This is a genomic window from Thioclava sp. JE_KL1, from assembly GCF_009296265.1.
In the GTDB taxonomy this organism is placed as follows: domain Bacteria; phylum Pseudomonadota; class Alphaproteobacteria; order Rhodobacterales; family Rhodobacteraceae; genus Thioclava.
This window is the reverse complement of sequence record NZ_WBJS01000008.1, coordinates 1-25746: the sequence shown is the minus strand read 5'-3', so window position 1 is coordinate 25746 and position 25746 is coordinate 1. Positions and strand designations below refer to the sequence as shown.

24 protein-coding genes are annotated in these 25746 nt (G+C 61.2%); 14 read left to right on the top strand and 10 right to left on the bottom strand.

Going from position 1 to position 25746, the window contains the following annotated elements; translation table 11 throughout:
* Positions 1 to 570 precede the first annotated feature (570 nt).
* Entirely contained in the window at positions 571 to 1617 is a 1047-nt protein-coding gene (locus F8R15_RS16015) for a hypothetical protein (RefSeq protein ID WP_152845262.1), read from the bottom strand.
* 658 nt (positions 1618 to 2275) lie between these two features.
* Between F8R15_RS16015 and F8R15_RS16010 the strand changes: the two genes are divergently transcribed.
* From F8R15_RS16010 to F8R15_RS16000, 3 genes are all read left to right on the top strand, one after another.
* A complete protein-coding gene (locus F8R15_RS16010) occupies positions 2276 to 2566 on the top strand; it encodes a hypothetical protein (protein ID WP_152845261.1) in 291 nt (96 codons plus the stop codon).
* The gene (locus F8R15_RS16005) at positions 2551 to 3996 is read left to right on the top strand and encodes a hypothetical protein (RefSeq protein ID WP_152845260.1); all 1446 of its coding nucleotides are present in this window, start codon (positions 2551 to 2553) and stop codon (positions 3994 to 3996) included. Before F8R15_RS16010 ends, F8R15_RS16005 begins: the two co-directional genes overlap by 16 nt.
* Before the next feature lie 79 nt (positions 3997 to 4075).
* Positions 4076 to 5944: an SLC13 family permease gene (locus tag F8R15_RS16000; protein WP_152845259.1), complete on the top strand. Its 1869-nt coding sequence runs from the start codon at positions 4076 to 4078 to the stop codon at positions 5942 to 5944.
* A gap of 1034 nt (positions 5945 to 6978) precedes the next feature.
* Here F8R15_RS16000 and F8R15_RS15990 read toward each other — a convergent pair.
* Positions 6979 to 7311 (bottom strand): hypothetical protein, encoded by a 333-nt coding sequence (locus F8R15_RS15990; RefSeq protein ID WP_134331000.1) that lies wholly within the window; start codon positions 7309 to 7311, stop codon positions 6979 to 6981.
* Positions 7312 to 7559: 248 nt separating this feature from the next.
* Between F8R15_RS15990 and F8R15_RS15985 the strand changes: the two genes are divergently transcribed.
* The 7 genes from F8R15_RS15985 (at position 7560) to F8R15_RS15955 (ending at position 14676) form a co-directional block, all read left to right on the top strand.
* Positions 7560 to 8264: a hypothetical protein gene (locus tag F8R15_RS15985; RefSeq protein WP_134330999.1), complete on the top strand. Its 705-nt coding sequence runs from the start codon at positions 7560 to 7562 to the stop codon at positions 8262 to 8264.
* A gap of 70 nt (positions 8265 to 8334) precedes the next feature.
* Positions 8335 to 9108, top strand: a complete 774-nt coding sequence (locus tag F8R15_RS15980) for an exopolysaccharide biosynthesis protein (RefSeq protein WP_306461409.1) — start codon at positions 8335 to 8337, stop codon at positions 9106 to 9108.
* A gap of 130 nt (positions 9109 to 9238) precedes the next feature.
* Entirely contained in the window at positions 9239 to 9583 is a 345-nt protein-coding gene (locus F8R15_RS15975; protein ID WP_098411360.1) for a hypothetical protein, read from the top strand.
* A gap of 413 nt (positions 9584 to 9996) precedes the next feature.
* Positions 9997 to 11103, top strand: a complete 1107-nt coding sequence (locus tag F8R15_RS15970; protein WP_253732688.1) for a mechanosensitive ion channel family protein — start codon at positions 9997 to 9999, stop codon at positions 11101 to 11103.
* A gap of 27 nt (positions 11104 to 11130) precedes the next feature.
* Entirely contained in the window at positions 11131 to 12102 is a 972-nt protein-coding gene (locus F8R15_RS15965) for a Gfo/Idh/MocA family protein (protein WP_098411361.1), read from the top strand.
* Between the two features lie 21 nt (positions 12103 to 12123).
* Positions 12124 to 12921: an SDR family NAD(P)-dependent oxidoreductase gene (locus tag F8R15_RS15960; RefSeq protein ID WP_098411362.1), complete on the top strand. Its 798-nt coding sequence runs from the start codon at positions 12124 to 12126 to the stop codon at positions 12919 to 12921.
* Between the two features lie 300 nt (positions 12922 to 13221).
* Positions 13222 to 14676 (top strand): MFS transporter, encoded by a 1455-nt coding sequence (locus F8R15_RS15955; protein WP_098411363.1) that lies wholly within the window; start codon positions 13222 to 13224, stop codon positions 14674 to 14676.
* Positions 14677 to 14942: 266 nt separating this feature from the next.
* On the opposite strand, the gene F8R15_RS15950 is transcribed toward F8R15_RS15955, so the two are convergent.
* The 6 genes from F8R15_RS15950 to F8R15_RS15925 form a co-directional block, all read right to left on the bottom strand.
* The gene (locus F8R15_RS15950; protein WP_078522903.1) at positions 14943 to 15125 is read right to left on the bottom strand and encodes a hypothetical protein; all 183 of its coding nucleotides are present in this window, start codon (positions 15123 to 15125) and stop codon (positions 14943 to 14945) included.
* 61 nt (positions 15126 to 15186) lie between these two features.
* Complete coding sequence (locus F8R15_RS15945) at positions 15187 to 16746, bottom strand: GMC family oxidoreductase (RefSeq protein ID WP_253732701.1); 1560 nt, start codon at positions 16744 to 16746, stop codon at positions 15187 to 15189.
* Positions 16747 to 16829: 83 nt separating this feature from the next.
* Positions 16830 to 17453 (bottom strand): gluconate 2-dehydrogenase subunit 3 family protein, encoded by a 624-nt coding sequence (locus F8R15_RS15940; RefSeq protein WP_098411366.1) that lies wholly within the window; start codon positions 17451 to 17453, stop codon positions 16830 to 16832.
* Positions 17450 to 18436: a hypothetical protein gene (locus F8R15_RS15935; RefSeq protein ID WP_152845257.1), complete on the bottom strand. Its 987-nt coding sequence runs from the start codon at positions 18434 to 18436 to the stop codon at positions 17450 to 17452. The genes F8R15_RS15940 and F8R15_RS15935 overlap by 4 nt, the downstream gene beginning before the upstream one ends.
* A 69-nt stretch (positions 18437 to 18505) precedes the next feature.
* Positions 18506 to 19606 carry an enolase C-terminal domain-like protein gene (locus F8R15_RS15930; protein ID WP_098411368.1) on the bottom strand — a complete coding sequence of 367 codons (1101 nt, stop codon included), beginning with the start codon at positions 19604 to 19606 and terminating at the stop codon, positions 18506 to 18508.
* A 1-nt stretch (position 19607) separates the two neighbouring features.
* Positions 19608 to 21377, bottom strand: a complete 1770-nt coding sequence (locus F8R15_RS15925) for a thiamine pyrophosphate-requiring protein (RefSeq protein WP_152845256.1) — start codon at positions 21375 to 21377, stop codon at positions 19608 to 19610.
* A gap of 163 nt (positions 21378 to 21540) precedes the next feature.
* On the opposite strand from F8R15_RS15925, the gene F8R15_RS15920 reads away from it, so the two are divergent.
* Entirely contained in the window at positions 21541 to 22395 is an 855-nt protein-coding gene (locus F8R15_RS15920) for an SDR family oxidoreductase (protein ID WP_152845255.1), read from the top strand.
* 82 nt (positions 22396 to 22477) lie between these two features.
* On the opposite strand, the gene F8R15_RS15915 is transcribed toward F8R15_RS15920, so the two are convergent.
* A complete protein-coding gene (locus F8R15_RS15915) occupies positions 22478 to 22825 on the bottom strand; it encodes a BON domain-containing protein (RefSeq protein WP_166741314.1) in 348 nt (115 codons plus the stop codon).
* 202 nt (positions 22826 to 23027) lie between these two features.
* Between F8R15_RS15915 and F8R15_RS15910 the strand changes: the two genes are divergently transcribed.
* From F8R15_RS15910 to F8R15_RS22055, 3 genes are read left to right on the top strand one after another with little or no spacing between them, the layout of a single operon-like run.
* Positions 23028 to 23225, top strand: coding sequence for a hypothetical protein (locus F8R15_RS15910; protein ID WP_098411372.1), 198 nt, complete (start codon positions 23028 to 23030; stop codon positions 23223 to 23225).
* Between the two features lie 56 nt (positions 23226 to 23281).
* Positions 23282 to 23554 (top strand): hypothetical protein, encoded by a 273-nt coding sequence (locus F8R15_RS15905; RefSeq protein WP_152845254.1) that lies wholly within the window; start codon positions 23282 to 23284, stop codon positions 23552 to 23554.
* Positions 23555 to 23567: 13 nt separating this feature from the next.
* On the top strand, positions 23568 to 24932 hold the full coding sequence (locus F8R15_RS22055) for a cytochrome P450 (protein ID WP_152845253.1): 1365 nt from the start codon (positions 23568 to 23570) through the stop codon (positions 24930 to 24932).
* A 78-nt stretch (positions 24933 to 25010) separates the two neighbouring features.
* Here F8R15_RS22055 and F8R15_RS15895 read toward each other — a convergent pair.
* Positions 25011 to 25746 (bottom strand): FAD-binding oxidoreductase (locus F8R15_RS15895; protein WP_253732686.1); only part of this gene is annotated, 736 nt, incomplete at its 5' end.

The following is a 25746-nucleotide window of genomic DNA, read 5'->3' as shown; positions in this document are numbered from 1 at the left end:
GCAATGTTTTGCGGGAGACCTTCTGCAATTGATACTACGGGCGCGGCGCGGCCGCCTCCGCTCTCGTCGTTGTCTGTTTCGCAATCTACCCGGTGCTCACGGAGCCTTTTGCAGCTTAGATGCGAGATGACTAGGTCGGTGGCCCTGATATCTTGCTGCGAGCACGTCGTAGGCTACGTCGATGAGCTCGGCAGCCCTAGGTCCACTGACCATCAAGCAGTTCCGGTCGCAATAGTGATGCTCGGCACCACGGCAGAGCTTTCAGCAGGTTCAGAACCATCATCTGGCCCACGACCTATGAGCAATAGACCGAGCGTGCCCGGAGGTGGGCACGAGATCAGGGGCTCCCTCACCCTCACCCTCAGCCCCCACGCGACGAGGCAGTTCGGTTTGCCCTAGGCGCAAACGGCGCCGGGGCGGCAAATGTCACCCGGCGTCAATAGGCCTTAAAAGGCGCCCACGTGGATTGAGGCGCAAGCGCGATGCCTGTTTGGAGAAGGCTGCGAAAGCGGCAGCGGCGGAGAGAATGCTGGAGAGAAAGGCACTTCACCCCCATGTATCCGGGCGCGGTCACTGCGGCGAGTGCATCCGCGGGCCCATCACCCGCGTCGGAATATTCCTGTCCGGCTTCGTGCCGCGTTGATGCGCACGCACCATCACGATCTTTCCGCTCTTGTAGCGCCGTTCATGCGCGCTCACCCAATGCTCGGTCGGCGGGTGGCGACCGGCGGCCTGCTCACGCTCAAATTCGCGCCGCGCTGCCTGCTCGCGCAGATGCGCATATCCCTCCTTGCCGATCCGGATCGTCACATGGGAGCGAAGGTTTTCTGTGAGCCAGGTCTTGCCGAATTTCGCGGCGGTCTTGCGCTCTCCCGGCGACAGGCTGTCGCGCTCCTCTCGCTCAATCCCGTTCTCCGGCGAGGACAGGAGCGCGAAGAGCACGAAGCCGAGCACCATGTCATAGGTCAGGTGACTGAGTTCGTTATTCACCATCCCCTGAAGATCCTTCTGGGAGGTGCTCTTCTGGGCGAAGAGGTCGAACATGTGCGGATGCGGGCGCCACTCGTAGGTGTCGAGGAACTCTCCGCGAACCGGGTCGCACGGGAAGACAAGATGGATCAGCGGATCGATGATCCCGCCGTTGGAGTCGCTTCTGAAGAGCGAAACCTTCAGGGCACCGGGGTCGCGCAGATCGTAGAGATAGCCCCGAAGACCGGCATCCTCGAGCGCGTGTCGAGGCAGGTTGGTGCCCTCCCGCGTCGCGCGATCGGCGATCAGCATCCGGTGATCGTGCTCCACCCAGACGAGATCGGCGGGAAACTCGACCTCGCGCATATAGGAAGCTGCCAGATCGGCAGCCGCGCGGCCAGCATCACGTTGCTGGACGTCCTCGCGCAAGCTGTCGACGTAGTTGGCGGCATTGCCGTCGAGCAGGTAGATCTTGGCCTGGGCCAGATCGTCGATCACCGCTTGGCGGAAATGCTTCGCCTCCTGGATGGCGGTCGGGCCTACGAGCTGCTGGCCCACGTAGTCAAGCCGGTCAGCCTGGCCATCCTTGCGCGACAGGTAGGTCCCGTAATTGGCGACGATCGCCTTGTAGAGTATCGCTTGCCTCATCGCCCCCCCTCACCCGGCCTGCACGCTGGAGGCATACTTCCATTTTGCAGAGGATTTCGGAAGAGCGCAGGCGACCACCTCAATTCACCTAGAGCCTTCGAAGTCACGGAGGGTATTCGTCCCCCTGCCAGCCAGAGATCGCTTTTGGCTCCACACCAAGACGCAAGAGCATCCCCGCGATCATACGGGAGGTCTGGACTGGAACTCCATACACTTCCTAAAAATCCGGCCCAACGATGCGCAGCTCTTAGGTTCTTTCGCGTCACGCGCGCGCAAGTCGCTTCCTGAAAATCTATTTCCAGCAAAGAAATACGGATTTCTTCTGGCGTGCGGTCACCGGCATATGTGACGCGCGGGGCTCGAGCGGAGCGGCGATCGAGTTTTCCACAATAATCGCCCCGATTTCATCCAGCCCCCTGCTTCCCGTGCCTTTCTACCCTGCGCGAAACGCGTTGCAGCAGTATATTCAAGCTAGGCCCTCAAGCGGCGCAGTTCAAAATGAACAAGACAGAAATAACACGCTTCTCGCGTGAATGAAGGAGGCTTGCCTTGACCCATCATATTCATGACGCACGACATGCGAGGCTCGAGAAGCGCTTGGGCCTTATCGTCCCCGCGGCAGATGACACGCAGATCGCCACGCAGGAGGTCTCCTGAAATGGCGCGGCGGGCTCATGAAATCAAAGTCCGACTTTCTGATGGGGAGATGAAGCTCATCGGAGCGAGGGTGCAGGCAACAGGATGCAGGACGATCGCAGATTACTTGCGACGGAGCGCTACCAGCGAATTGCCGCAACCAACAAACCGCGACGCTGAAATCGCGGAGGCGCTCGGTCAGCTTTGCTTCGCCGTCAACCGGCTCGATGCCAAATCGCCGAGCGCCTGTCGTCAGCTCTCGAGGAACGTTCAAGAGCTTACCACGGCGCTCTACAAATGGGCGGGTTTCTGACGATGCGCGCAATCACGAAACGGCATTCCGACGCGCGCTTCGTAGAGCATTACATTCTACGTGACGGCGCAGAGCACATCGGCGGAACTCTTGTCATCTTCGGCCGTCACGATGCTAGAGAGCAACTGAGTCAGCTGGGTGACCGGCACGGATATCTGCACATCACACTCTCGCTTCCGAACGGCATGCGCGCTGAAGACGCGCTCTGGCTTCAGATCGTCATCACGCTCCTTGAGCTGATGGACTTTCGGCCCATGCAAGTTCCTTGGATCGCCGTGCGCCATACGGATACGACGTGTGATCATGTTCACATCGCTCTTGTGCTAACGACACTGGCAGGCAAGACGTTGAAGCCGAACCTCTCGCGTCGAATTACCGATCACCGGCACCAAGAACTCGCAAAACTTCTGGGCCTACCGGCCCCCGAATATTTCGACCCGAAATTTCCCACGCTGCGTCCGCCGACCCCGATCCGGAATCTAAAGTCAAAAGCCGCGCAGATTACTTATCGTGCTCTTACGCGCGTCTTCGGGGCGAACCCGCCGCTCACGCTCGAAGAAATGGTCACGCAGCTAAAAGCCGGCCCCGAGCCGGTTCGCTTTTCCCGGATGCCCACGAAATCAGGCCACGACAGCTATGTTCTGTTGACCGAGAGCGGCGCTGCCCGCGCAAGCGAGCTTGGCACGGCGTGGGAGCCGAAACACCTGCGCGCGCGGATCGCTCACGCAATGGCCCTGTCGGTCGCGCGCTTGATTATCAACCTCCAACCTATCCAACCCCGACTGATGGAACTCATAGATGCCGCAAGATCCGAAATCGCTGAAACCGAGGTCGCGCTTCAAAGTGCTCGTCGATCTCTGGAAATCGATCGACACGAAAACGGATCGCCTGATGTCGCTTCTGGATCTGCTCGACTGGATGAAGCAAAGCGCCTCGGACATTGGGGCACGGATCCTCGAAGCATTGTCGCTGATGAACGAAGAGCTGCGGATGCTCCGCGCGCTCCGTCTGCGGCAAGAAGAGGCGGAGAAGGAGCATCGCACGCAGATGATGGAGCTGTCGGCAAGGCTGGAGGCGCAAGACGCGCGACTGAACCGGATCGAACGAAAACTCGACCTGCTTCTCCGCACGATGAGGCTTCCGATGCCCTGACCTACGGCGCTTGGCTCACTCGCGCCCTAGCGCGGCTTGGCGCGAACTTTAGTGGATGGACGTGGGTCGGCTGCCCGGAACAGCGTGCAATCGATATCAGGCTTGGCAGCGAAGTGGTGCGGCTGTCGGACCGAGGCATCGAAGTTCTTAAGGACGGCCCCGACGCTCAAAATCTCGCAGATAAATTCCAGAACATCGGAGCGGCGTCTGCCTCCCCAACTCCTGAGGAGCTGGACCTTAAACCAGATGACTGCGCCGACGGTCTTGGCTTTGGTTGAGTGCCCTTCCAACAGAAGAATGAATAACCCCGTGTATCATGAACGCCTTCTTCGCTAGTTTCGAGGCAAGGAGGCCGTGATGACAGCGCCACAAATCACCTTGTTCGCGATCCTCGGCGCAACCCTCTCGCTGTTCTTGTGGGGGAGGTTTCGCCACGACCTGGTTGCCTTGGCCTCGCTGATGGCCTGCGTCTTGACCGGATTGGTTCCGGCGGACGCAGCGTTTGCGGGATTTGGTCATCCTGCCGTGATTACGGTGGCCTGCGTTCTGATACTAAGTCAGGGCGTGCAAAACACCGGGGCCGTGGACTGGCTGGCGCAGGCAATTCTACCTTCCGAGGCAAAGCGTCTGACCAGCATGACGGCGCTCGTCGCTCTTTCGGTTGTTCTTTCTGGCTTCATGAACAACGTCGGAGCGCTCGCGCTTCTCATGCCGATCGCGATCCGGCTCGCAGGGCGGCTGGACCTGACACCTGGGCAGATGCTGATGCCCCTGGCCTTTGCCACGATCCTCGGCGGCATGACCACGCTGGTCGGCACACCGCCTAACCTGATCGTCTCGGGCTTTCGCGCCGAAGCCGGATTGGGGCAGTTCGGTATGTTCGACTATGCCCCCGTAGGTGTGGCGGTCGCCTTCGTCGGCGTGGCGTTCATCGCGCTTCTGGGATGGCGCATCGTGCCTGCGCGCAAACCGATGAGCACGGCAGGTTTCGACACTGGCAGCTATCTGACCGAGGTTCGGGTGCCGGATAAAAGCAAGGCCGTAGGACTGACCCTGCGCAAGTTCGAACGCGGGATTGAAAAAAGCGGCGCCCAGATCATCGGACTGATCCGCAACGACGTGCGGATGACGGCGCCACATGGCGGACGGCGCATACAGGCGGACGACGTTCTGATCCTGGAGGCCGAGGCTCAAGAGCTGGCCGAAGTGTTGTCGGCCTTCGGCATCACGCTTGAAGAGGAGGAGAGCGGGTCGGCGCGAGCGGAAAGGAAAGCCGGAGAAACAACACCGCAGACTGAAAACGACGGAGCCGAGCGCAACACGTCCGCCGAGGACACCGATGCAGCGACGAAGCCTTCGGACCGTGACGAGGATATCGTGTTGCGCGAATTCGCGGTGCTGCCGGGCTCTACGATCGTCGGACAGTCCGCAACAGACCTGCGGCTGCGGACGCGCTACGGCCTAAATCTTCTGGCCGTCTCACGGGAAGGTCGTCCCCCGCGGACGCGGCTGCGGACACTGAAGCTGAAGCCAGGTGATTTGCTGATGATGCAGGGGGCCGCCGAGATCATGGCCGATTTCATGAACGAGACTGGCTGCGCGCCTCTGGGAGAGCGCGAATTGCATCTTCCCAACGCGCGAATGGCGATCATCGCCAGTGCGCTCCTGCTTGGCTCTATCGGGATTGCCACCTTCGGCCTGCTGCCGGCATCCGTGGCCTTTACCTTGGGAGTTCTGGGCTCGATGCTGCTGCGAACCGTGCCGCCCAGGCAGGTCTACACAGCCATCGACTGGCCTGTCATCGTCCTGCTGGGTTCGCTGATCCCAATGGCTGGCGCGATGCAGACCACCGGTGCGGCAGATGTTCTGGCGCGTTTCTTGGTCGAAACTGTTGCGCGCGGGAACGCCATCGCGGCTCTGGCGGCAATCCTGATCACTACGATGTTTCTCTCCGATTTGATGAATAATGCGGCCACGGCAGCAGTTCTCAGTCCAATTGCCTTGGGCATTGCAGCGTCGCTAAAAGTGAACCCCGACAGTTTCCTGATGGCCGTGGCGATCGGCGCGTCTTGTGCTTTCCTCACGCCAATCGGGCATCAGAACAACACACTCATCCTAGGGTCGGGCGGTTTTCGCTTCAGCGACTACTGGAAGCTTGGGCTGCCGCTCGAGGTGATCGTCGTTGCCGTAAGCTTGCCGCTGCTGCTCATCGTTTGGCCGCTTTAAGCCCCGGCGAGCACAAGCGAACTGAAACAACGAGATTATCCAAATTTCCTAAAGTTCGATTGCCGACTGCTAAGGAAAGCACTGCGGCTTCGACCACGCCATGCCGCGCGTCAGACCGTTCACGCGGCACAGCACAACAAGGCGGAGCATTTGATCGGGTTGACGCCGAACTCAGGGCATGTCGGTAGCGCCAAGTCAGCTCACGTTGAGCTTAACGCATCATTGTCTATTTCCAAACATTTACCTCAAATTCTTAGTTGATGCTTTAGGTCGATCACTTCGTCGCGCCGCCTATGAAACCGATCCGTAACCTCAACAGTTTTTTCATTAATCGGCCCCTCAACCAACGCGCTTGGGATGCATGCGGCCACCGGAACCAAGATTGAGCGCCCCATAAGCTCGACGAGCATCAATATCGCGCTTCCTCGAGTTGACCCCTTACCGGTCAGTTCGGACCAGCATGGAGTGAGAGGATCACCGTAGTGTTTACACATCCATCGGTCCTGGCGATCGCCTCACTTTTGCCCTTGCTGGATATAGACACTAAAGTTGTGACACACTTCGGCGCGGCGACCTCAAATCGTGCCGCTTCGCGAAGGCGACCTGTTCCAGTCCGGATCTTCGCGTCTAACCTTGAAAGTATTCCACATTCCGGCCGGAACGCCGGCTAGTAGCCCGATCATAGCCGAGACAGCGAAAGCCTGCCATCCAACCCAGTCGAAGGCAAGGAATGCTGTTAACACCGCTCCAGCGATACAGAGCACCCAGAGCGGAACGAAAAGAAGTCTCCATCCGTATTTCATGGCGTGTCTCCTTTGTTCTCAAATGCTCAACAAGTGCCAGGCAATCTTGGTTCCTGAAACGCTCGTATGTCCGAACGTCTAGCTGCACTTGGTTACCCGGCCATTGAAGCGTCAATGGTCTCCCGAAGCCCCCCAGCGCGCGAGCCGCAAAGTGAAGTTCCTTTACGATTGGTATGTCTAGCCTCTTTGACGGAGCCTGCCCCCCCCCTCTTAACGCCGGACGCCCCCTGTTCAAGACCAAAGGATGTGCAGCACCCCTCCCCCGATGGCGCTCCCGATGACAGCGGCCAGCCCAACAAGAATAGTAACCCGCACCTCATGAGCGCGGCGCCGCGCTTCGGCCTGTCTGTGGATTTCCATGCGTGCGATCCAAACTTCGTGCGGATGACCTTCCGCTCCGAGTGATGAGCTGAGGTAGAGGTCCGCGAGCGGAAAGTCCTTCACGCGCTCCACTGCCGTTTTGACATCTTCGGCCCGGCTCATGTCCAAATCTTCTAGGGCCGTCTCGACCATTCTTCGGGAGACAACCGGGTCGACTTTCTTCTCGTCCACATAAATATCCATGCCAAAAGCCTTCGATCACAAAAGCCACAGCAAAACAGTCTGCTGTAAGTCTGAGCGATGCTCAAAATCATGCTCGCACAATCGTCCGCAGACGACCCAGACAGACTAGTGAATTGTTCCTTCCGGTCCACCTCAAAATCCATCGGCACCCTTTTCCCGGAAATCCGCGCCACACCTCTTTCGGACCCATTCGCGCGGTTACGGCGTTGCTCCAACGTGAGCGCGAGGGCCTGATTGAGAAGAGAGAGATGGAGTGGTTAGTCGACAACCAACACGTTGTTAGCATCATCGTGCAGATCGTCACCGCGATGGTCTGGCTGGTCTATCTCCAGCTTATACTCATGAACTTCCGGCGCGAGCGGCGCTCGAAGTTGCTGTTGACCCGGATTGCCGGCGGACACGAGCGCGGTCATTTGATGTTGGGGAATATGGGGGCCGAGCCTATCTTTGTGAAAGCCTTATTGGTCGACCTCGAAGTCGACGAAAAGACCTACCACTCCATTGCCAGCGACACCGGAGGCTTCGCACCCTTTCCCGACACGGAACCCGGCAGGTCCGTCAAGGGTCCGCTGAAAGCCGCAGAGTATCGCGACCTCGGACAGATTTCAGATTTGGTGAGCGTGGCTCTGGAATACTCCGAAATTCCTGAAGGCGCGGAGAACATAGAGTCGGTCGTCTTTACAGTGCTGGCGGAAAACGGCCGCTCCAACATGCTGACAGCAGGGCAACTCAGTTTCGACGTTTACCACGCGGGCGAGCACCAACGTTACCTCCCAAAGACCCTCTCTACCGTGCAATTGCGAAGCTTCCGCAAGCGCCGCGAGCTGTCGTCCCGACTCGAGGAGGTGCTGGAGAAGGAAGCACACGCGTTCCTCACAGCCGATGACGGCAACCGACGCGTGCGTGGCGCGAGTCCCTCCTCGCTCCGCCACATAGCTAATGAGAGCAGGTGAGACCATGTAAGGTCGAATAACGTCACCGAATGCATTCGAGGTCGCCCCCCTTCACGGGAGCGTCGCGAGGATGCCCAAGCGAACTATGAGCGAAACACGAATAAACTCTTGGCTCGGACCGCGCGAAGGCCTTTCACGTCCGGCGGCGCCCTCGCGCAGTCAGGAACATTCATCCTGCGGAGCAGTTGCATTCTCGATGAGAGAGAATGCTAAACAATCACTAAGCGGGGGAAGCATATCCGGCGCAGCTGAGGGCAAAGCCAAAGCAGGTCCGTCGGCGGTTCCGCAGGTGGTCGAGCGAGTGAAGCGGCTCACGCGAGGCAGGCAAACGATTACACTTAGCCAATTAACCGAAGAGATCGGGTCCCAAGGTCACGCGCCGCTGCTAATGATCGCCTCGATCTTCATGATCCTGCCAATCGGATTGATCCCTGGCATTGGGGGAGCGCTCGGATCGCTAGTCGCACTAATCGGGCTTCAAACGCTCCTAGGACGGAATGGCGTCTGGTTACCTGAATTCTTCGGGAAGCGCGAAATATCGGCAGAACGTGTCCACGCTGCAGCTGCAAGACTGAACCCCGGCGCTGCTTGGCTCCGTCGACATTTACATCGCAGATGGGAGCCCCTCGCCTGCGGTAGCATTTCGGTCTCGGTGATTGCAGTGATACTTATCGTCACTGGAAGCTCGTTGCTCATTCTCGGGGCCATTCCCGTCGCCACTCCTCTAATCGGGCTTCCCATCGCGGTATTCGCGGTCGGAATATTGGGCCGTGACGGCATTGTTGTCGCAGCTGGTTATGTTCTGCTGTTCATCGTTGGCGGAACTGTATGGCTAATGCGCTGAACCGGACCATGTGACGGACCGTTCTTATAACGACAAAATCGCCTTTGACTGTCCAAGCAGGAACTTGGTTTGCCTACTTCTCGTTTAACACAAGGACCGAGACGGGTCAGTTGAAAGCCGGAGGCGCTCGATGACGAAGAAGGACGCACGCGAAAACCCCGACGGCAAGGCGAACTCTGGTTCGGCAGAAGCAAGCCAGCTGCGCGAGACGATCGACCGTGGCGGCACCGGCGACAAGGTGGCATTTAGCGACCCCGCCGCCGCGCCCTTAGGAACCGATGACGAAGCGGCCGGAACCTCGCCCTCGCTTCAACAGGTGCGCATGGCACAAGAACATGAAGGACGACACGGAGTGGCCGAGAACCGCAAACCCGGGCCCGCGGAAATTAATGGTGGAATGAGTCGGTGGGCGCTGCTCGCCATTGCCTTCGTCGTGCTATTCGTTTCCGCAGTCGCCTGGGTCGCAATTAGCTAGACCTAAAAAAGCCCCGCGACCAAAGTCTCCCAAGAGGTGGACCAATCGAAAGTTTGCGGAAACCGAAGCGAAGCCCGCGTGTTGATTATCGTAGGTCGGCGATCACTGAGATACGCCGAAACCGTGCCCAAAACTTAGCTCCCTGATCGAACTCGCAGGAGGCGTCCTCTTGAAACATGCAAATTTCGTCCGAAGCTTGATCGAGCACCCAATATTGGCTGACTACTTGACGTCAGGCATGGCCTTTTCGCTACCGACGACGCGAACGCCAACTGCAGACTTACACTTTCTCATATCCAAGCATCCTCTGGGGTGGGAGCGACTTCCCGCAACTCGCTTCAGTCATCCCGGCAAGGAGCCTGCGCTTCGGCGCGGGACAGGCGTCGGCTCTATGATCTGGCCTGGACGACGCAATGGTTCTCGCAATGCGAATTCTTGAACTCATCCGAGAGGCGGTCGCCAAAGGCCCTCAATGGCTCGGGCCTGCGATTGTTTTAATTGGTGCGCTTCTACTCTCGTTGCTAGTGCATTGGGCGGTCTTTCGCATCCTTAGGAGGTGGGTAGAGGCAGATAATGGCATTGCCGGCTCGTCCTTGCGGCAAGCGAAGAGACCGATGCGGTTGGCTTTCGTGCTGGCCGCATTGGCGATCACTGTCCCCCGCACCGATCTGCCTTGGCGGATACAGGACGTTTTGGGGCACATATTTCTGATCCTGCTGATCGTTTTGATAGGTTGGACCTTCATCCTTGTAACCCAACGATTGAGCGACCGCGTGATCCGTCGCCAACGGATGGACCTGGACGACAATCTCGCCGCACGCAAGCTCGTCACGCAGTTCCGCGTGTTACGGCGAACCGCCACGATCCTGCTGGTGATCTTTACCGTCACGGGTGTGCTACTGACCTTCGAGCCAGTGCAGAAATATGGCGGAAGCCTGTTCGCCTCCGCAGGTGCGGCGGGGCTGATCCTCGGGCTGGCAGCGCGACCTGTCCTCGCAAACCTGATTGCGGGCATCCAGATCGCCATCACCCAGCCGATCCGGTTAGAAGATGTGGTGATCGTGGATGGCGAGTGGGGCTGGATCGAGGAGATCTTCGCCACATACGTTGTTGTGCGGATCTGGGACTGGAGACGGATGCTGGTGCCGCTGAGCTATTTCATCGAACAGCCCTTTCAAAACTGGACCCGTGAAAATGCGTCGATCATCGGTGCCGTGCACTGGTATCTCGACTATACGGTGCCTACGACCGAAGTGCGCGAAAAGCTCGAGGAGATCGTCCGCGAGTCTCCGCATTGGGACGGTCAAGTGATCAACCTTCAGGTCACGGATGCCGACAAGGACGCCGTCGTGCTCCGTGGCTTAATGAGTGCACGCACCTCTCCGCAGGCTTGGGACCTGCGTTGCGAAGTGAGAGAGAAGCTGATCGCGTGGCTACAGGAAGCCTACCCCGAAGCACTCCCGAGGCTGCGCGCGGAACTCGTTTCGTCGCCTGCTGATACGGGCGCGACGCCAGCCTGATCCGCGTCCGACAACAGGAGAAGTGGCATGGAAGACGATACAGACATTTCGACCCTCGCGTTACTTGGCGGGGCGCATGTGCATCTGCCGGACCACCTACAGCACATGAAGGCGCGCGGCTTTCGCGTCGGGTTTGTGCATGACCGCGATCTCGAGCGGCGCGACCGGCTTTGTGCCGAGCTTGACGCCAAGCCGCTCACCACGCTCGACGAGCTTGTCGGCTTGCAAGCAGCGGGTGCCGTCGTCTGCAGCGAGACAGCCCACCATGCCATTGATATCGGAGCGGCGCTCTTAGCGGGACTCCCGACCTTTTCGGAAAAGCCACTCACCGGCAGCGCTCGCGACGCCGAGGTCTTGGCGCAGCAATCAGCCAAGGCGGGAGTAATATTGCACACCGCGTATTTCTTCCGGACCCTCCCCGCCCTGCGCAAGGCGAAAGACTGGATTTCCGAGGGGCGTCTGGGCACGGTGCGATCGGCGAGGATGCTCTTCAATCATGACGGCGGCTATGCGGATTGGCTGGATCTCGACTGTTGGATGACCGACCCGGAGCTTGCCTGCTACGACGGGTTCGTCGACGAGGCAGTGCACGCGATCGACGCTTTGCAGTGGATCTTGGGCCCCGTCCGCAAGGGAAATGCGGTCACCGGCAACGCGCTGGGGTGGCCCTTGAACGATCACGGCGCCGCAATCCTGCGCTTTGCGAGCGGCGCTACCGGCGTCGTCGAAGCGGGCTGGACCGACACCCGGATGCGGCTCGAGTTGGACCTCGTGGGCGACGCCGGGGCGATTTCGCTGAAGAATGGCGAGATGACCCTGACACTGCGCGGGGCCGAGAGTCCGACCGAGCGCGTGGTGCTCGATCCGCTCGATGCGGGCACCGGCATCGTGCCCTTTCTGAGCGCGCTTAAGGGCCGTGCCGCACCGGGGCTGGTCTCGGCTGGCGAGGCGGCGCGCGTCAACCGGGTGCTGGACGATCTCGGGCTTCGGCTCAACTGAACACGCGAAAGGAGCACGACGATGGATTATGGACTTCACGGCAAAACCGCCCTGGTCACGGGCGGTGCCTCGGGTATCGGCAAGGCCGCCGCCAGAACGCTGCTGGCCGAGGGCGCGCAGGTTATCCTCGTGGATCTCAAGGGCGACGAGGTGTCCCGCGCCGCCAAGGAGCTCGGCCGCGGCACCTGTGCCCTTCAGGCCGATCTGCGCGATCCGAACCAGATCAAGGGTCTCGCAGCAACCACGCAGGAGCGCTTCACCATGCCGGACATCCTTGTCTGCGCGGCCGGTGTCACCGGCGCCAAGGGGCACCCGCTAGAGATGACGGACAGTGACTGGCATGACGCGTGGGAGAGCGATTTCATGTCGGTCGTCCGCACCGTGCGCGCCTTCGAGCCGACGATGGAAAACCGTGGCTGGGGTCGGGTCGTAATCCTATGCTCCGAGAATGCGGCGCAGCCTTATGAAAACGAGGCCGTCTATAATGTCGCCAAAGCGGCCCTTCTGAATTTCGCCAAGGGGCTGAGCGGGGTGGCCGCGCGCCGGGGCGTGCTGGTCAATTGCGTCTCCCCCGCCTTTATCGAGACCCCCATGACCGACGGGATGATGACCCAGAAAGCTGAGGCGGAGGGTGTCAGCCGTGATGAGGCCGTCCAGAGCTTCCTGAAGTCGGAACGTCCCTGGCTGGCGCTGGAGCGGCGTGGAAGACCGGAGGAAGTAGCCGCAGCCATCGCCTTCCTTTGTTCCGAACAGGCCAGTTTCGTCGTCGGCGCCAACTACCGTGTGGATGGAGGGTCCGTCGCCGCGATTGCGATTTGATAGTCAAAGATTGGACAAATACTTAAAAAACGCATTATCCGCTAGATCGGCATCACAATGATCCCGCGTGACCTCGAGACGCTTCCGGCATCGTCTAATTTCGGTAGGATCGTCAAAAGTTTGACTCTGCTTTTGCGGGATTTCTCCGCTGCGGTGAGCGCCCCTTACGTTTGCCCTTCTCTGGCAACTCAATGATTGCAGCCCAGAAAACCTGCCCCCTGCACAGGAACATCCCTGATCAGCTCGCGTTGTGGTCAAAAGCAATTGACCGAGGAAAATTTGATCTGAGAGGAGGCTGTCATGGCTGGCGCAACAGGGCAAACGGTTCAAACAGACATTCCCGCCCGTATGGATCGATTGCCGTGGTCTCGATTCCACCTGACGATCATCGTCGCCCTCGGCGTCACCTGGATTCTCGACGGCCTCGAAGTCACCCTCAAGGGGGCCGTCTCCAGCGTCCTTCAAGAACCCGAGAGCCTCGGCTTCACGAGTTCGCAGATCGGGATGATCGCGTCCTTCTACATCACCGGGGCGGTTCTTGGCGCGCTCTTGTTCGGCTATCTCACGGATCGTTTCGGGCGTAAGATGTTTTTCTTCATCACGCTCGCCGTCTATCTCGTCGGCGCACTCCTGACAGCCTTCTCCTGGAACCTATGGAGCTTCGTGGCTTTCCGGTTCATCACCGGTCTTGGCATTGGCGGCGAATATGCCGCGATCAATTCGACGATCGACGAGATGATCCCTGCCCGCGTGCGCGGTCAGGTCGCGCTTGGCGTGAATGGGTCCTACTGGCTCGGTGCCGCGCTCGGCGCGCTATCGACAATCGTGCTGCTAAACCCAGACTATCTCCCGGTCGATATGGGCTGGCGTCTCGGTTTCGGCATCGGGGCTGTGCTTGGCGGCATCATCCTCTACATGCGCCGCCATCTTCCCGAGAGCCCGCGCTGGCTCGCCACGCATGATCGGCTGGACGAGGCCGAAGATATCGTGAGCGACATCGAGAAGCGCACGAGCGAGCAAACCGGCGAAGAGCTCTCGAAGGTGCCGGACGACGACAAGATCAAGATCCGGCCGCAGAAATCGTTCTCTCTGATAAAAATTGTCAAGGCGATGTTCTCGACGCACCGGAAACGGGCGTTGCTCGGCCTCGTCCTGATGAGTTCGCAGGCGTTTCTCTACAACGCGATCTTCTTTACCTACGCGCTCGTTCTGTCGAACTTCTTCGACGTCCCCTCAAAGAGCACCGGACTCTATCTTGTGCCTTTCGCCATCGGCAACTTTCTTGGCGTGATTGTTCTGGGTCGACTGTTCGACAAGATCGGCCGCCGGGTGATGATCTCGCTCAGCTACGGCCTGTCCGCAGCCATCCTGATGGCTACCGGTTACATGTTCGCCCAAGGCTACCTGACCGCCATTACGCTCACGGCGCTCTGGTCAGTGATCTTCTTCTTCGCCTCGGCGGCTGCAAGTTCCGCCTATCTGACGGTGAGCGAGGTGTTCCCGCTCGAGACGCGTGCGCTCGCGATTGCGATCTTCTATTCGATCGGCACGGCGGCTGGCGGCATCGTTTCGCCTTGGATCTTCGGCATGCTGATCGACACTGGCTCCGCTTGGAACGTGTTCTACGGCTACCTCTTCGCCGGTGCGCTGATGACAGTGGCCGCCGTCACTGAAGCGGTCATCGGGATCGATGCCGAACAGGAGTCCTTGGAGGACGTGGCAGATCCTCTCTCCGCCGAGGAGGCGAGCCAGTAACGGATCTGCGCCGCAAACCGCGAAGCCAGCGACCCGAAACATGAGCATATGTCGATGCCGAGCCGTGCGATCGCCATGCGCGCGCGGCTCGGGCGCGGTTTCCGGGGCTGAGAACCATGTTATTGCAGCAGGGAAACTTGGTGAATCGTTTGTTCGACATTCTCGACGCCCAGCCCAATGACGACTGAGACGCTGAATGTCTTCTAGTCCTACAAAAATGCTGTTTTGAGCCTCACCAGCATTGAGACGGATCGACCCGCATTTCTTCATTCAGAGGTCGTTCCGCGTTCCTTTTTGAGGCGAACATAGGCCGCATATCCGACCTTTACCGGCGAATATCTGGTGACGTTTTCTACGAACTCTCCCTCGAAAGGGTCATCAACCTTCGGCAGTTGGTCCACATTCTTGTCCGCTCGCAACCCACCTGAATATTCAACTTTGATCTTCATGATTTCCTCGCCACTCCCTTTTTCCATTGCAGCCGACTGCGGCCCCCTATGCGCCAGATAGTCAGTCGAAGCGCGCATCAATAATCCTGTCCGCGATCCGCGCGGCGTTGGCGAGGATCGTCATCGCCGGGTTGACACCGCCACCTGTGGGCATGAGTGAACCATCGCAAATCCAGAGATTATCGACATTCCACACGCGCCCCATATCGTCGGTGACCGAGGTCTCGGGATCGTCACCCATCGGGCAGCCACCCATCAAGTGTGCAGTGCTCTGCGTTTCAAACAGATTTTTGCCACCTGCAGCACGCATCATTCGTGACATGAATTTCCTCCCATGTCCCTGCAGACGCCTGTCATTGTCGCAAAAAGAATGCGTGACCTTGGCTCGTGGGAGCCCAAGTTCATCCGTCTCGTCAGCCAAGGTCACGCGATTGTCGACCTGTGGCATCGACTCTCCGACCATCTTCAGCCCGGCCATCCGATTGTAACGCCCCATGGCTTCGAGCAGGTCATCCCCGAACATTCCCGTAGATGAAGTCAAAGTCCCGGCGAAATCTCCGGGCAACGGTCCCTGGCTCATGAAGGAATAACCACCATCGAAATTTTTGCTCGGGTCGTCGTCGGCATAATTCCAATGCTCACAGGTCGCCATCGATGGGGGCCCCTTATACCAACGAATTTCCTCGTCGAACTCGCCCCATACGGCGTCGTTCGCATGCACCATGAGATTGCGCCCCACGAGTCCGTCTGCATTGCCGAGACCCTGGGGATGCTGAGCAGTCGACGAGTTGAGCAACAAGCGCGGTGTTTCGATCGAATAGCCTGCCGCTACCACATTCTCAGCCTTCTGGAAGCGCCACTTCCCATCGCGATAGTAGCTCACCCCGGTCGCGCGCCCGTCTGCACCGGTTTCGATCCGCCCCACCATCGCCAGATCTCGCACCTCGGCGCCCGCCTTGATCGCGCGCGGAACATAGGTAATCAGCATGCTCTGCTTGGCGTTGATCGAGCAGCCGATCTTGCACATGCCGCGATAGGCGCAGGGCGGCGATTTCCCGCTCGGTGCGGAGACGGTGCAAAGCGGAGTCGGCGCCCAGTCGACGCCAAGCGCCTCTGCCCCGCGCGCCAACACCAGACCGGCTTCGTTTACCTCATGCTCGCGATAGGGATAGCGCCCGCGATCGGGCCCCCACGGGTAGCGGATCGGCCCAGAGATCTTCAGCGCCTCCTCGACCTCGTCATAGTAGCGCCACATCTCGCGCCAATCGACCGGCCAGTCGCGACCGTAGCCCAGCTTCGAGCGGGCCTTAAACCATTCGGGGCGGAAGCGCAGCGACACCATCTGGAAATGCACTGAGGATCCGCCGACCGCGCGCCCGGAATTGTTTGCGCCCAACTCGATCGGATCGTCGCCATCCGAGATCCGCGGGTCGAGCCAGTAGAGCTTCTCCTGCTCGCGCTCGTCGGACGCGAAGTCTCGCCTGGGCTGGAAGAAGGGACCGGCGTCGAACAGCACCACCGACATTCCGGCCTCGGCGAGCTTGGCGGCGAGAACCGATCCGCCGCAGCCCGCACCGACGATCACGAAATCGACCGGCGCGTTCTTAGGGTATTCGCGCATCGGCACCTGTCCTTCGCGCTTGAAGACATCCGGGGCGTGGCCATTCACCGCGCGGGGGCGATCATTGCGGGGCGCGTCTTGTGTCATGCCTGATCCTCCCATGTTCCGAAGGGCGCCTCCCAAGGGTCGATCTGGCCGACTTTGAGCCGGACATAGCCGCGTGGCGATGCCGGGCCGCCATAGCCGATCTCGCTCATCGCGGCAGGAGCGCTGTAATAGATTTGCACGATCTGCTTGAGCAGAAGCGCGCGGAAGAATTTCTGCGGCGGCATCTCCTGCCACGCCTCGGGCGCGCGACAGTCGCCGCGATCGATGGAGCGCAGCAGGCGCGCCTGCTTGGGCCGGACGAGCTCGCAAAATCCGCGTCCGTCGAACGCTGCGCGCGCCTCGGCGTCGATCGCCTCAAGCCCGCGCAGCCATGCGTCGCGCTCGGGCGGCATCGTGGCGAACCGCGTGCCGGTGCCACGACCTGCGTGCAGGGCAGCATCGATGAAGGGCGCGATGGGCACGGGCTCGGGGCGGCGCTGCGGGATCACCACCGCGCAGAGCGCCTCCAAAAGCGCGAACTGGTTCGGGTCAAGAAAGCGGCGCGGCGGCGGATCACGCCGCGCGCGCAGAACCTCGCGTGTCTGATCGTCGAAGGACGGGCTGTCCCATTTGTCGAGCACGTCATAGCCGGGATACGGGGTGCGGAACGGTTGGCTCATATCGCCGCCCTTTCCTTGTTCTGGCGCGGTTGATCCTCCCCCACCGCGAGCAGATCAAGCGCCGCGCGCCCGGTCTTGCCGAGCCCCGCGAAGCTGATCGGCGCGGGCATCGGCGGCCCCGCCAGCGTCGTCTGCCGCCAGTTGCGCCAGCCCGCCGAATTGCGCGCGACTCCGAGGGCGTGAAAGCCGGTGCCGACATAGCCAAGCCCCTCGACCGCACGCAGCAGCAGGGTAAGCGGGCGCCGGAAATGCCGATGCGGATAGATCGCCTGCGCCATCAGCCCGGCAGCGGCAAGCGGCGGCAGCGTGACCGGCAGATACATCGCCTTGTCATGGAACGCGCCGCGGAAATGCAGCAACGCGACCTCGCCGGATTCCGCCACGAGCGCGAGCGCGGTGAGGCAGGCCAGTTCGCGCCCGTGCAGATGCTCGTAGCCCTCGGCCTGGGCCATCCGATGGGTCACCATCCCGAACAGACCGCTCATGATCAATGCCCCCGGTGCCCCGAGCGGCGCGGCGTAGAACAGGTTATTCCACGAAATCCCGCCGGGCCGGCGGCTGATGTTGCGCAGGTGAAACCCCATGCCGGCAATCCCGATCCCGACGGAAGAGAGATGCGTCACCTCAAGCACGCGGCCACGCTTTCTGCGCCGGGGTTCGGCCAAGGCGGCGGCCATCGCGGTCGCCCCTGTCAGGGGGGCCACATACATCTCGTCGCGGCGGAAATCGCCCCGCAGATGTTCCAGCGCGCTGTCGAAGAGGACGCTGGCACCCATGATTGCGGCCCCGTCCCGACCGAGCCGCAGCGCCTCGCGCTTGTTGCGCGACCGCTTAACCGGATTGGCGGAGCGTGGGCGGCGCGCGGCCAGCCCGGCGGCGACGAAACCGAGGCCCACGCCCGCGACGATGGCGCCCAGCCCGATGCCGCCGACGGGGCGCCGGGTGCGGCGTCGGAACGTGTCATATATCCTGTCATGGGTCATTGCGTGTTCCCTTTCCTCCTGCCGAAACCTTTCTCGTCCCAGCGTGAGACCATGCGCCGGGATCTGTGCTTAGGCCTGTCGGAACCGCTCTGCCTCCCGCAGGCGCAGCCGCAGCCCGAAGCCCGGTTCGCCATTGTCGCGCAACTGGCCGTTCTCAGGCTCGGGCGCGCCGTCGAAGAGCATCCCCTCGATCCGGACATGGTCGTGAAACCATTCGAGGTGGATCGCGGGCAGCGCGGCGAGGCACGCGTGCAGATGCAGCGCGGGGGCGCAATGGGCAGACAGCGGCACCTGATGCGCGGCGCTGAGCGCGGCCACGCCCATGAAGCCCGTGATGCCCGCGCAGCGCGTCGCATCCGCCTGCAGCACGTCCACCGCGCCCGCTTCGAGCATGTCGCGGAAGTAGCCGATATTGAAACCGTATTCGCCCGCCGTGACATTCATCCCGGCCGGCGCTCGGTCGCGGCAAAGGCGCAGCCCTTCGAGGTCATCCGAGGAGACGGGCTCCTCGTGCCATTCCACGCCGTAGTCGCGGGCGCGCTCTGCCAGCGCCAGCGCCTCCTTGCGGTTCTGGGCGCCATTCGCATCCATGAACAACCGACAATCGGGGCCGATGGCGTTGCGCGCCTGTTTTAGCCGGTGGGGATCGCGCTCGGCGTCTCGCCCGACCTTGATCTTCACCATCGAGAAGCCCTCGGAGGCCCAGCCCTCGAGTTGGCTGCGCAGCTGCCGGTCGTCATAGGAGGTGAAACCGCCCGAACCATAGGCCGGGATCGTATCGCGCGCGCGGCCCAGAAGGCCCGCGACGGGCTGGCGCAGCAGCTTACCCTTGAGGTCCCAAAGAGCCGTGTCCGCCGCCGCGATCGCCATCGCGACAGGACCATCGCGCCCGATATTTCGCGTGGCATGCACCATCGCCAGCCAGAGCTTCGCGATGTCGAGCGCGTTGCGCCCTTTCACCTGTGGAACGAGAATGTCGCGCACGATCCCAGCCGTCGCGGGGGTCGTGTAGCTGTAGCCAAGGCCGGTCTCACCCCCGGCGGAAATGGAGACGAGAACCATCGAGGTCTCGCTCCATTCCAGCGTCCCGTCGGCTTCCGGCGCATCGGTCGGGATCGTCAGGGCGGAGACGTCGACCGCCTCGATCAGCGGATCGGAGCCGAGGGTCATCTCAGCGGTCCGTGACGCGCTTGATCGTCTGCTTCACGATGCCAGCCGTTTCGGAGTCACCGTGGACGAGCGCGCTCATGAAGGACTTGGCCTGATCCATCGTGATATGGGGCGGCAGCGTCGGCACGTCCGGATCGACAGTGGCGTGAATCACGGTCGGGCGATCCGCCGCGAAGGCGACCTCCCAGGCCGGGCCAATCTCCTCGGTGCGGTCGATCCGCAGCCCCTTGAGACCCAGAAGCTCCGCATAGGCGGCCATGTCGATATCGGGCACGTCCTGCGTCTTGTCGACACGCGGGCTGTCGGCCATAGCGCGCAGCTCCCAGGTCACTTGGTTGAGGTCCTGATTGGCCAGCACACAGATCACCAGCCGCGGGTCGGCCCAGTTGCGCCAGTATTTCGAGACGGTGATCAGGTCGGTGATGCCGAGCATCTGCATCGCGCCGTCGCCCACGAAGGCCACCGCTGCGCGATCAGGATAGCAGAATTTCGCGGCCACTGCATAAGGCAGGCCCGGGCACATCGTCGCCAGCGTCCCCGACAGCGACGCCTTCATCCCCCGGCGGATTTTAATCGCACGCGCCAGCCAGTTGGCCGAGCTGCCCGAATCCGCCGACAGGATCGCCTTATCGGGCAGCCGCGAGGACGCCTCCCAGAACAACCGCTCAGGATTGACGGGATCGGCGCTTTCCTTGGCGCGCTGCTCGACGCCCTCCCACCATTCGGCAGTCTTCTTCTCGATCGTCTCGCGCCACGACCGGTCGGTCTTGGGCTTGAGACGCGGCAACAAGGCCTCCACCGTGTCGGCTGCATCGCCCACGAGGTTCACGTCCATCGGATAGCGCATCGACACCATCGTCGGATCGAGGTCGATCTGCACCGCCTTGACCTGCCCTTCCTTGGGGAGGAATTCCGAATAGGGGAAGCGCGAGGCGATCATCAGAAGCGTGTCGCATTCACGCATCATCCAGTCAGAAGCCTGCGTGCCCAGAAGCCCGATCGAGCCGGTCACGAATGGCAGATCGTCGGGCAGTGCGGCCTTGCCCAGAAGTGCCTTCGCAACGCCCGCGCCGAGCGTTTCGGCAAGCTGGGTGATCTGTGTCTCGGCGCCGATCGCACCTGCGCCAACGAGGACGCCGACCTTTTCGCCCGCGTTCAGAATATCCGCCGCGGCAGCGAGGTCCTTGTCCGCCGGAAGCAGGCGCGGCGCCTGATAGCCAACGCCACTGTGGACAGTGCCGTGGGCATGGGGCGGCGCTTCGACCGCCGCGGCCTCCTGCACGTCATTAGGAGCGATCACGCAGGTCACGCTGCGCCGCGCCTGTGCGATCCGGAGCGCCCGGTCGATCAGGTGGCGCGCTTGCCCCGGCGCCATCATCGTGTGGACATATTCGCTCGCCACGTCCTTGAAAAGCGATTGTAGGTCGACCTCCTGCTGGTAATTGCCGCCAAGCGCGTTGCGTCCCTGCTGACCGACGATCGCAAGCACCGGCTGGTGGTCTAGCTTAGCGTCGTAGAGCCCATTGAGCAGATGGATCGCGCCGGGGCCGGAGGTCGCGAGACAGCAGCCCACCTCGCCGGTCCATTTCGCATGCGCTGCTGCCATAAACGCGGCGCTTTCCTCGTGACGTGCCTGAACGAATTCGATCTCGTCATCGCGTCCGAGCGCTGCGACGAGGCCGCTGATTCCGTCTCCGGGGAAGCCATAGATGCGGGTGATGCCCCATTGCTTGAGGCGAGTAAGAATGAAATCGGCAACGGTGTCGGACATGAAGAGTTCCTCCACAGTTCGGGGTGAATAGGAAAAGGAAACGGGCTTGTTTCGCTCAGTGTTCCGACAAGAGCCTGTGAGGAGGCCCCAGTAAAAGAAACGCAGGAACATTGCGGCGCGCATCCGGTTGGTCCGTTCAGACCCACCCAGAAAGGAGCCGGTTATGAATTACCCCAAACCTCCCTTCCCGAAGCAACCGCAGTCCCTTCCCGGTTCGACCGAGAAGATGGAACCGCGCCCCGATCATGGCGAGCAGAGCTATGTCGGGTCGGGCAGGCTCGAGGGCATGGCCGCCCTCGTGACCGGCGCGGACAGCGGCATCGGTCGCGCCGTAGCGCTGGCCTATGCGCGCGAGGGGGCCGACGTGATGATTTCCTATCTCGAAGAAAACGACGAGGCCGAAGAAACCCGCCGACTTGTCGAAGAGGCGGGCCGACGCGCCTACGTGATGCCGGGCGACATTCAGAACGCCGACCATTGCCGCGCGCTGGTCCGCGACACGCATGAAGCCTTCGGCCGTTTCGACATTCTCGTCAACAACGCGGCGCACCAGATGCATTTCGACGAGATCGAGGACATTTCCGACGAGGAATGGGATACGACCTTCCGCACGAACATCCATTCGATGTTCTACCTGTGCAAGGCCGCTGTCCCGGTGATGGAGAAAAATGGCGCGATCATCAACACGGCCTCGATCAACTCGGACAAACCGAACCCGGGCCTTCTCGCCTATGCGGCGACAAAGGGCGCGATTCAGAACTTCACCACGGGGCTTGCCCAGATGCTGGCCCCGCGTGAGATACGGGTAAACTGCGTAGCGCCAGGGCCGGTTTGGACGCCGCTGATCCCCTCGACCCTACCGGAGGACTCGGTCGCGCATTTCGGGGAAGACAAGCCGATGGGCCGCCCCGCGCAACCTGCCGAACTGGCGTCCGCATATGTCATGCTCGCCGATCCGCGCTCGAGCTACACGTCCGGCGCGACCGTGGCCGTCACTGGCGGGATGCCGATGATCTAATCAAACGCGCGGGCCGTCAGACATTAGCGGCGGCCCGCGCGGTTTTCTCCCGCAGAATTTCGGAAGTCAGACTTGGTTAGCTTCAAGCCGGAATGACTTCGATCTGATTTTGGACAAGGAGAACACCACGCACTTCCTGCGCGAGCGCCTCAGCGAGTGTCCGCTGGAACTCCAACCCGATCGTGCCCTTGAGAGTCACTACCCCTTCGTCCACGACAATCAGAACTTGGCTCATGTCGATCCGCCCATCGCTTTCGAGCGCGCCCTTTACCGCAGGCGAAAGCTCCTCATCGGGCATCACGCGATCGGGTTGTTCTGGCGGTTCGGGCATGATCGGTTGCTCGACCCCGTGATAGCCTTCCGGTCGGCTTGGCTCGGCAAGATCCGAGCGCACCACGCGGACATCTTTTTCATCGCCCTTCTCAGTCATGATTACCTCCATGCCTGTGGAAGAGTTCAACGGGTGAATGTCTCGCTTGTTCCTGCACAGGCCGAACTCAACGCGATCACGATGCACCTCGATATGGAACAATGCCTGGTGCGAGTTGTTTCTTCAATATGCATGACGACCCTCGCGTGCAGCACCGCACGGGTCTCACGCGAGGGCTGACTTTGACCAAAGGAGGCCCATCATGTTGACCAGACTGCTTTTTGCCGCCTCAGCCCTTGGCGCCTTGGGGTATCTCATCAACCAGCGGCGCCACGCGTCCTCTTCGGAGGTCCGACCAGCAGGCCCTTCACAGATGCGCAATCCGCCGCGGCAATGGGATCAGGTGGATGAAGAAATGGACGAGAGCTTCCCGGCGAGCGACCCGCCCGCGAATTACTGACCTCAGCAGCGAGGCTCCGGTATCGAGCCGCCGGCTCCTGCGCAGAGAGCGATGACATGCCCAACACTTATCTCGAAGACACATTGATCACTTTGGAGGCCCGGCTGATTGCGCAGCGGCGCCTTTTGGCGCGAATGATGGCGGAAATGCCCCCAGAAGCACGCGAAACCCTTCTTTCCTGGATCAACGAGCGTGAAGTGATGCGCGACGGGCAGGAAGATCCCGGTGCCGTTCCTGACGCGGTCGATACGCTCCCATTAAGCATCGCCCAAGAGTTCCAGCAGATCGCGACACTCGCACGCCGTCACCACCGCAGCAGTGATTTATAGACACGGACTGAGTGTGAGCGATGAATACGACACCGAGCGACAGACGCCCCAAACCGCCCTGCCCTGCGTTGCGCAGCACTGCTACAGCTCAGTTTGGTGCGTCCGTGACAAATTCAACCACAGCGAGGGAAGGCAGATGCATCATTCCCAAACCATTCCCCACCTGCCGGGGATCGACAGCACCCGCGCCTTTCTCAGCGAGGGCTATCCATTCATTTCGCGCAGATGCGACGAGCTTGGAAGCGATGCGTTCCGAACCCGCCTAATGCTACGCCCGGTCACATTTCTTCGCGGACCGGATGCGGTTCGCGGCTTCTATCGGGCGGGCCGCATGACGCGCCGCGGAGCGATGCCACCGACCGTAGTGCCGCTTCTACAGGGCAAGGGCAGCGTGCAAAGCCTGGACGGCGCAGAGCATCAGGTCCGCAAGAAAATGTTTCTCGATCTCATGGCCCCCGTGCGGCTGCAGCAGGCCCGCCAGATTTTCGCAGAGGAATGGCAGGCGGCGGCGGGCAGTTGGCGAGGCCGCGAGATCGACCTCTCCGATGCTGTCGACGGCATCATGACACGCACCGCGCTTCGCTGGTGCGGCATCGACCCGGGACAACATGACGTTGCGAGCCGCTCGCGTGAACTCAGCACGATGTTCGCCGAAGCCGGTGCGCTCGGCCCCGCCTATCTGCAGGCACGCTGGCTCCGAGCTCGATGTGAGCGTTGGGCGCGAAGTCTCATTGCTGAGACCCGAGAAGTGGACGGACCCGCCGGAAGCACCTTGGGCAAGCTTGCCTTCCACACGGATCTCGATGGCCGCCGCATGAACGAGGATGTGGCCGCGAAAGAACTCCTGAACATCCTGCGCCCGATCGTGGCAGTCGGACGCTACGTCGTCTTTGCCGCCCACGCCCTGCATGTCCAGCGCGCAGCCATCCACGCTATGACGGAAGACGACGAACACATCAGTCGCGCGATCGCCGAAGAGGTTCGTAGGCTTTATCCGTTCTTCCCGGCGATCGGCGGACGCGTGCGCGAAGCGTTCGACTGGCACGGCGCGAGGTTCGAGCCCGGCGACTGGCTGGTGCTCGACCTCTACGGCACTAATCACGATCCTAAGACGTGGGATGACGCGGAAAGCTTCTGTCCCGAACGCCATTTGGGGCGCGACCGCCAACCCGAGGGGCTCGTGCCGCAAGGTGGGGGCGACTACCTACAAAATCACCGTTGTCCCGGCGAGTGGCTCACGACCGAGTTGCTAACCGAAGCGGTGATGCAATTGCGCAAGCTCGACTGGACTTTGCCGGAACAGAACCTGTCGCTTCCCGAAAACCAGTTCCCGCCGCTGCCCGAAGGCGGTTTGCGCGTTGCGGTGTCACCCAACTGAACCTCCGCGAGCGCAATTATGGGGCGACTACTTCTTGAACCCCGGGCGCTCGGCGGATAGAGCGCCGGGCCAAGGGTCTCAACCGATCTGGGCGGCTGCCGGACCGAAGAACTCATAGTGGATGCGAGCGTCCGGAACGTTTGCTGCCTTCAGACCGGAAACCATCGCCTGCATGAAGCCTGTCGGGCCGCAGATGAAGTAGTCCGCCTTGGCGGGATCGCTGATCTGCACGAGCCAGTTCGGATCGACGCGGCCGGTATGGACACCATTCGCGATATCACTCTCTTCCGGCACCTCGTAGAAGACGTGACTCTCATGTGCCTTCGCGCGGGAGGTCGCGGCAAGCGCATGGGACCGGCCATTCCGCGTCGCGTGGACATAGACCATCCGCAGATCGCCGCCGCCGCAGCTCTCCAGCATCGAAATCATCGGAGTGAGGCCAACGCCGCCCGACAAGAGAACCACCTCTCGCTTGTCTGCGGGATCGAGGAAGAACTCGCCAGCGGGCGCGGCCACGTCGAACTCGGCGCCGACCTCGACCGCATCATGCAGCCAGTTGGAGATCCGTCCGCCGGGCTCGCGCTTGACGGTGATGCGGTAGGACTGACCATCCGGTGCCGAGGAGATCGAGTAGTTGCGCCGATATTCCTCGCCTTCCGCAGGAGCAAAGCGGAAGCTCAGATACTGACCGGGGCGATGCTTGAGAACAGGCAACCCATCCACGGGATAGAGCGTGAAGGACGCGATCTCGGAGGTTTCGCTGTCCTTCGCGCCAACCTTGAAGCGCCGCCACCCGCGCCAGCCGCCGTCCTGT

What these genes read in the sequence shown, in the direction of transcription:
- F8R15_RS16015 (WP_152845262.1), bottom strand. Translation starts at nt 1,617, where the DNA reads ATGAGGCAAGCGATACTCTACAAGGCGATCGTCGCCAATTACGGGACC.
- F8R15_RS16010 (WP_152845261.1), top strand. Translation starts at nt 2,276, where the DNA reads ATGGCGCGGCGGGCTCATGAAATCAAAGTCCGACTTTCTGATGGGGAG.
- F8R15_RS16005 (WP_152845260.1), top strand. Translation starts at nt 2,551, where the DNA reads ATGGGCGGGTTTCTGACGATGCGCGCAATCACGAAACGGCATTCCGAC.
- F8R15_RS16000 (WP_152845259.1), top strand. Translation starts at nt 4,076, where the DNA reads ATGACAGCGCCACAAATCACCTTGTTCGCGATCCTCGGCGCAACCCTC.
- F8R15_RS15990 (WP_134331000.1), bottom strand. Translation starts at nt 7,311, where the DNA reads ATGGATATTTATGTGGACGAGAAGAAAGTCGACCCGGTTGTCTCCCGA.
- F8R15_RS15985 (WP_134330999.1), top strand. Translation starts at nt 7,560, where the DNA reads ATGGAGTGGTTAGTCGACAACCAACACGTTGTTAGCATCATCGTGCAG.
- F8R15_RS15980 (WP_306461409.1), top strand. Translation starts at nt 8,335, where the DNA reads ATGCCCAAGCGAACTATGAGCGAAACACGAATAAACTCTTGGCTCGGA.
- F8R15_RS15975 (WP_098411360.1), top strand. Translation starts at nt 9,239, where the DNA reads ATGACGAAGAAGGACGCACGCGAAAACCCCGACGGCAAGGCGAACTCT.
- F8R15_RS15970 (WP_253732688.1), top strand. Translation starts at nt 9,997, where the DNA reads ATGGTTCTCGCAATGCGAATTCTTGAACTCATCCGAGAGGCGGTCGCC.
- F8R15_RS15965 (WP_098411361.1), top strand. Translation starts at nt 11,131, where the DNA reads ATGGAAGACGATACAGACATTTCGACCCTCGCGTTACTTGGCGGGGCG.
- F8R15_RS15960 (WP_098411362.1), top strand. Translation starts at nt 12,124, where the DNA reads ATGGATTATGGACTTCACGGCAAAACCGCCCTGGTCACGGGCGGTGCC.
- F8R15_RS15955 (WP_098411363.1), top strand. Translation starts at nt 13,222, where the DNA reads ATGGCTGGCGCAACAGGGCAAACGGTTCAAACAGACATTCCCGCCCGT.
- F8R15_RS15950 (WP_078522903.1), bottom strand. Translation starts at nt 15,125, where the DNA reads ATGAAGATCAAAGTTGAATATTCAGGTGGGTTGCGAGCGGACAAGAAT.
- F8R15_RS15945 (WP_253732701.1), bottom strand. Translation starts at nt 16,746, where the DNA reads ATGCGCGAATACCCTAAGAACGCGCCGGTCGATTTCGTGATCGTCGGT.
- F8R15_RS15940 (WP_098411366.1), bottom strand. Translation starts at nt 17,453, where the DNA reads ATGAGCCAACCGTTCCGCACCCCGTATCCCGGCTATGACGTGCTCGAC.
- F8R15_RS15935 (WP_152845257.1), bottom strand. Translation starts at nt 18,436, where the DNA reads ATGACCCATGACAGGATATATGACACGTTCCGACGCCGCACCCGGCGC.
- F8R15_RS15930 (WP_098411368.1), bottom strand. Translation starts at nt 19,606, where the DNA reads ATGACCCTCGGCTCCGATCCGCTGATCGAGGCGGTCGACGTCTCCGCC.
- F8R15_RS15925 (WP_152845256.1), bottom strand. Translation starts at nt 21,377, where the DNA reads ATGTCCGACACCGTTGCCGATTTCATTCTTACTCGCCTCAAGCAATGG.
- F8R15_RS15920 (WP_152845255.1), top strand. Translation starts at nt 21,541, where the DNA reads ATGAATTACCCCAAACCTCCCTTCCCGAAGCAACCGCAGTCCCTTCCC.
- F8R15_RS15915 (WP_166741314.1), bottom strand. Translation starts at nt 22,825, where the DNA reads ATGACTGAGAAGGGCGATGAAAAAGATGTCCGCGTGGTGCGCTCGGAT.
- F8R15_RS15910 (WP_098411372.1), top strand. Translation starts at nt 23,028, where the DNA reads ATGTTGACCAGACTGCTTTTTGCCGCCTCAGCCCTTGGCGCCTTGGGG.
- F8R15_RS15905 (WP_152845254.1), top strand. Translation starts at nt 23,282, where the DNA reads ATGCCCAACACTTATCTCGAAGACACATTGATCACTTTGGAGGCCCGG.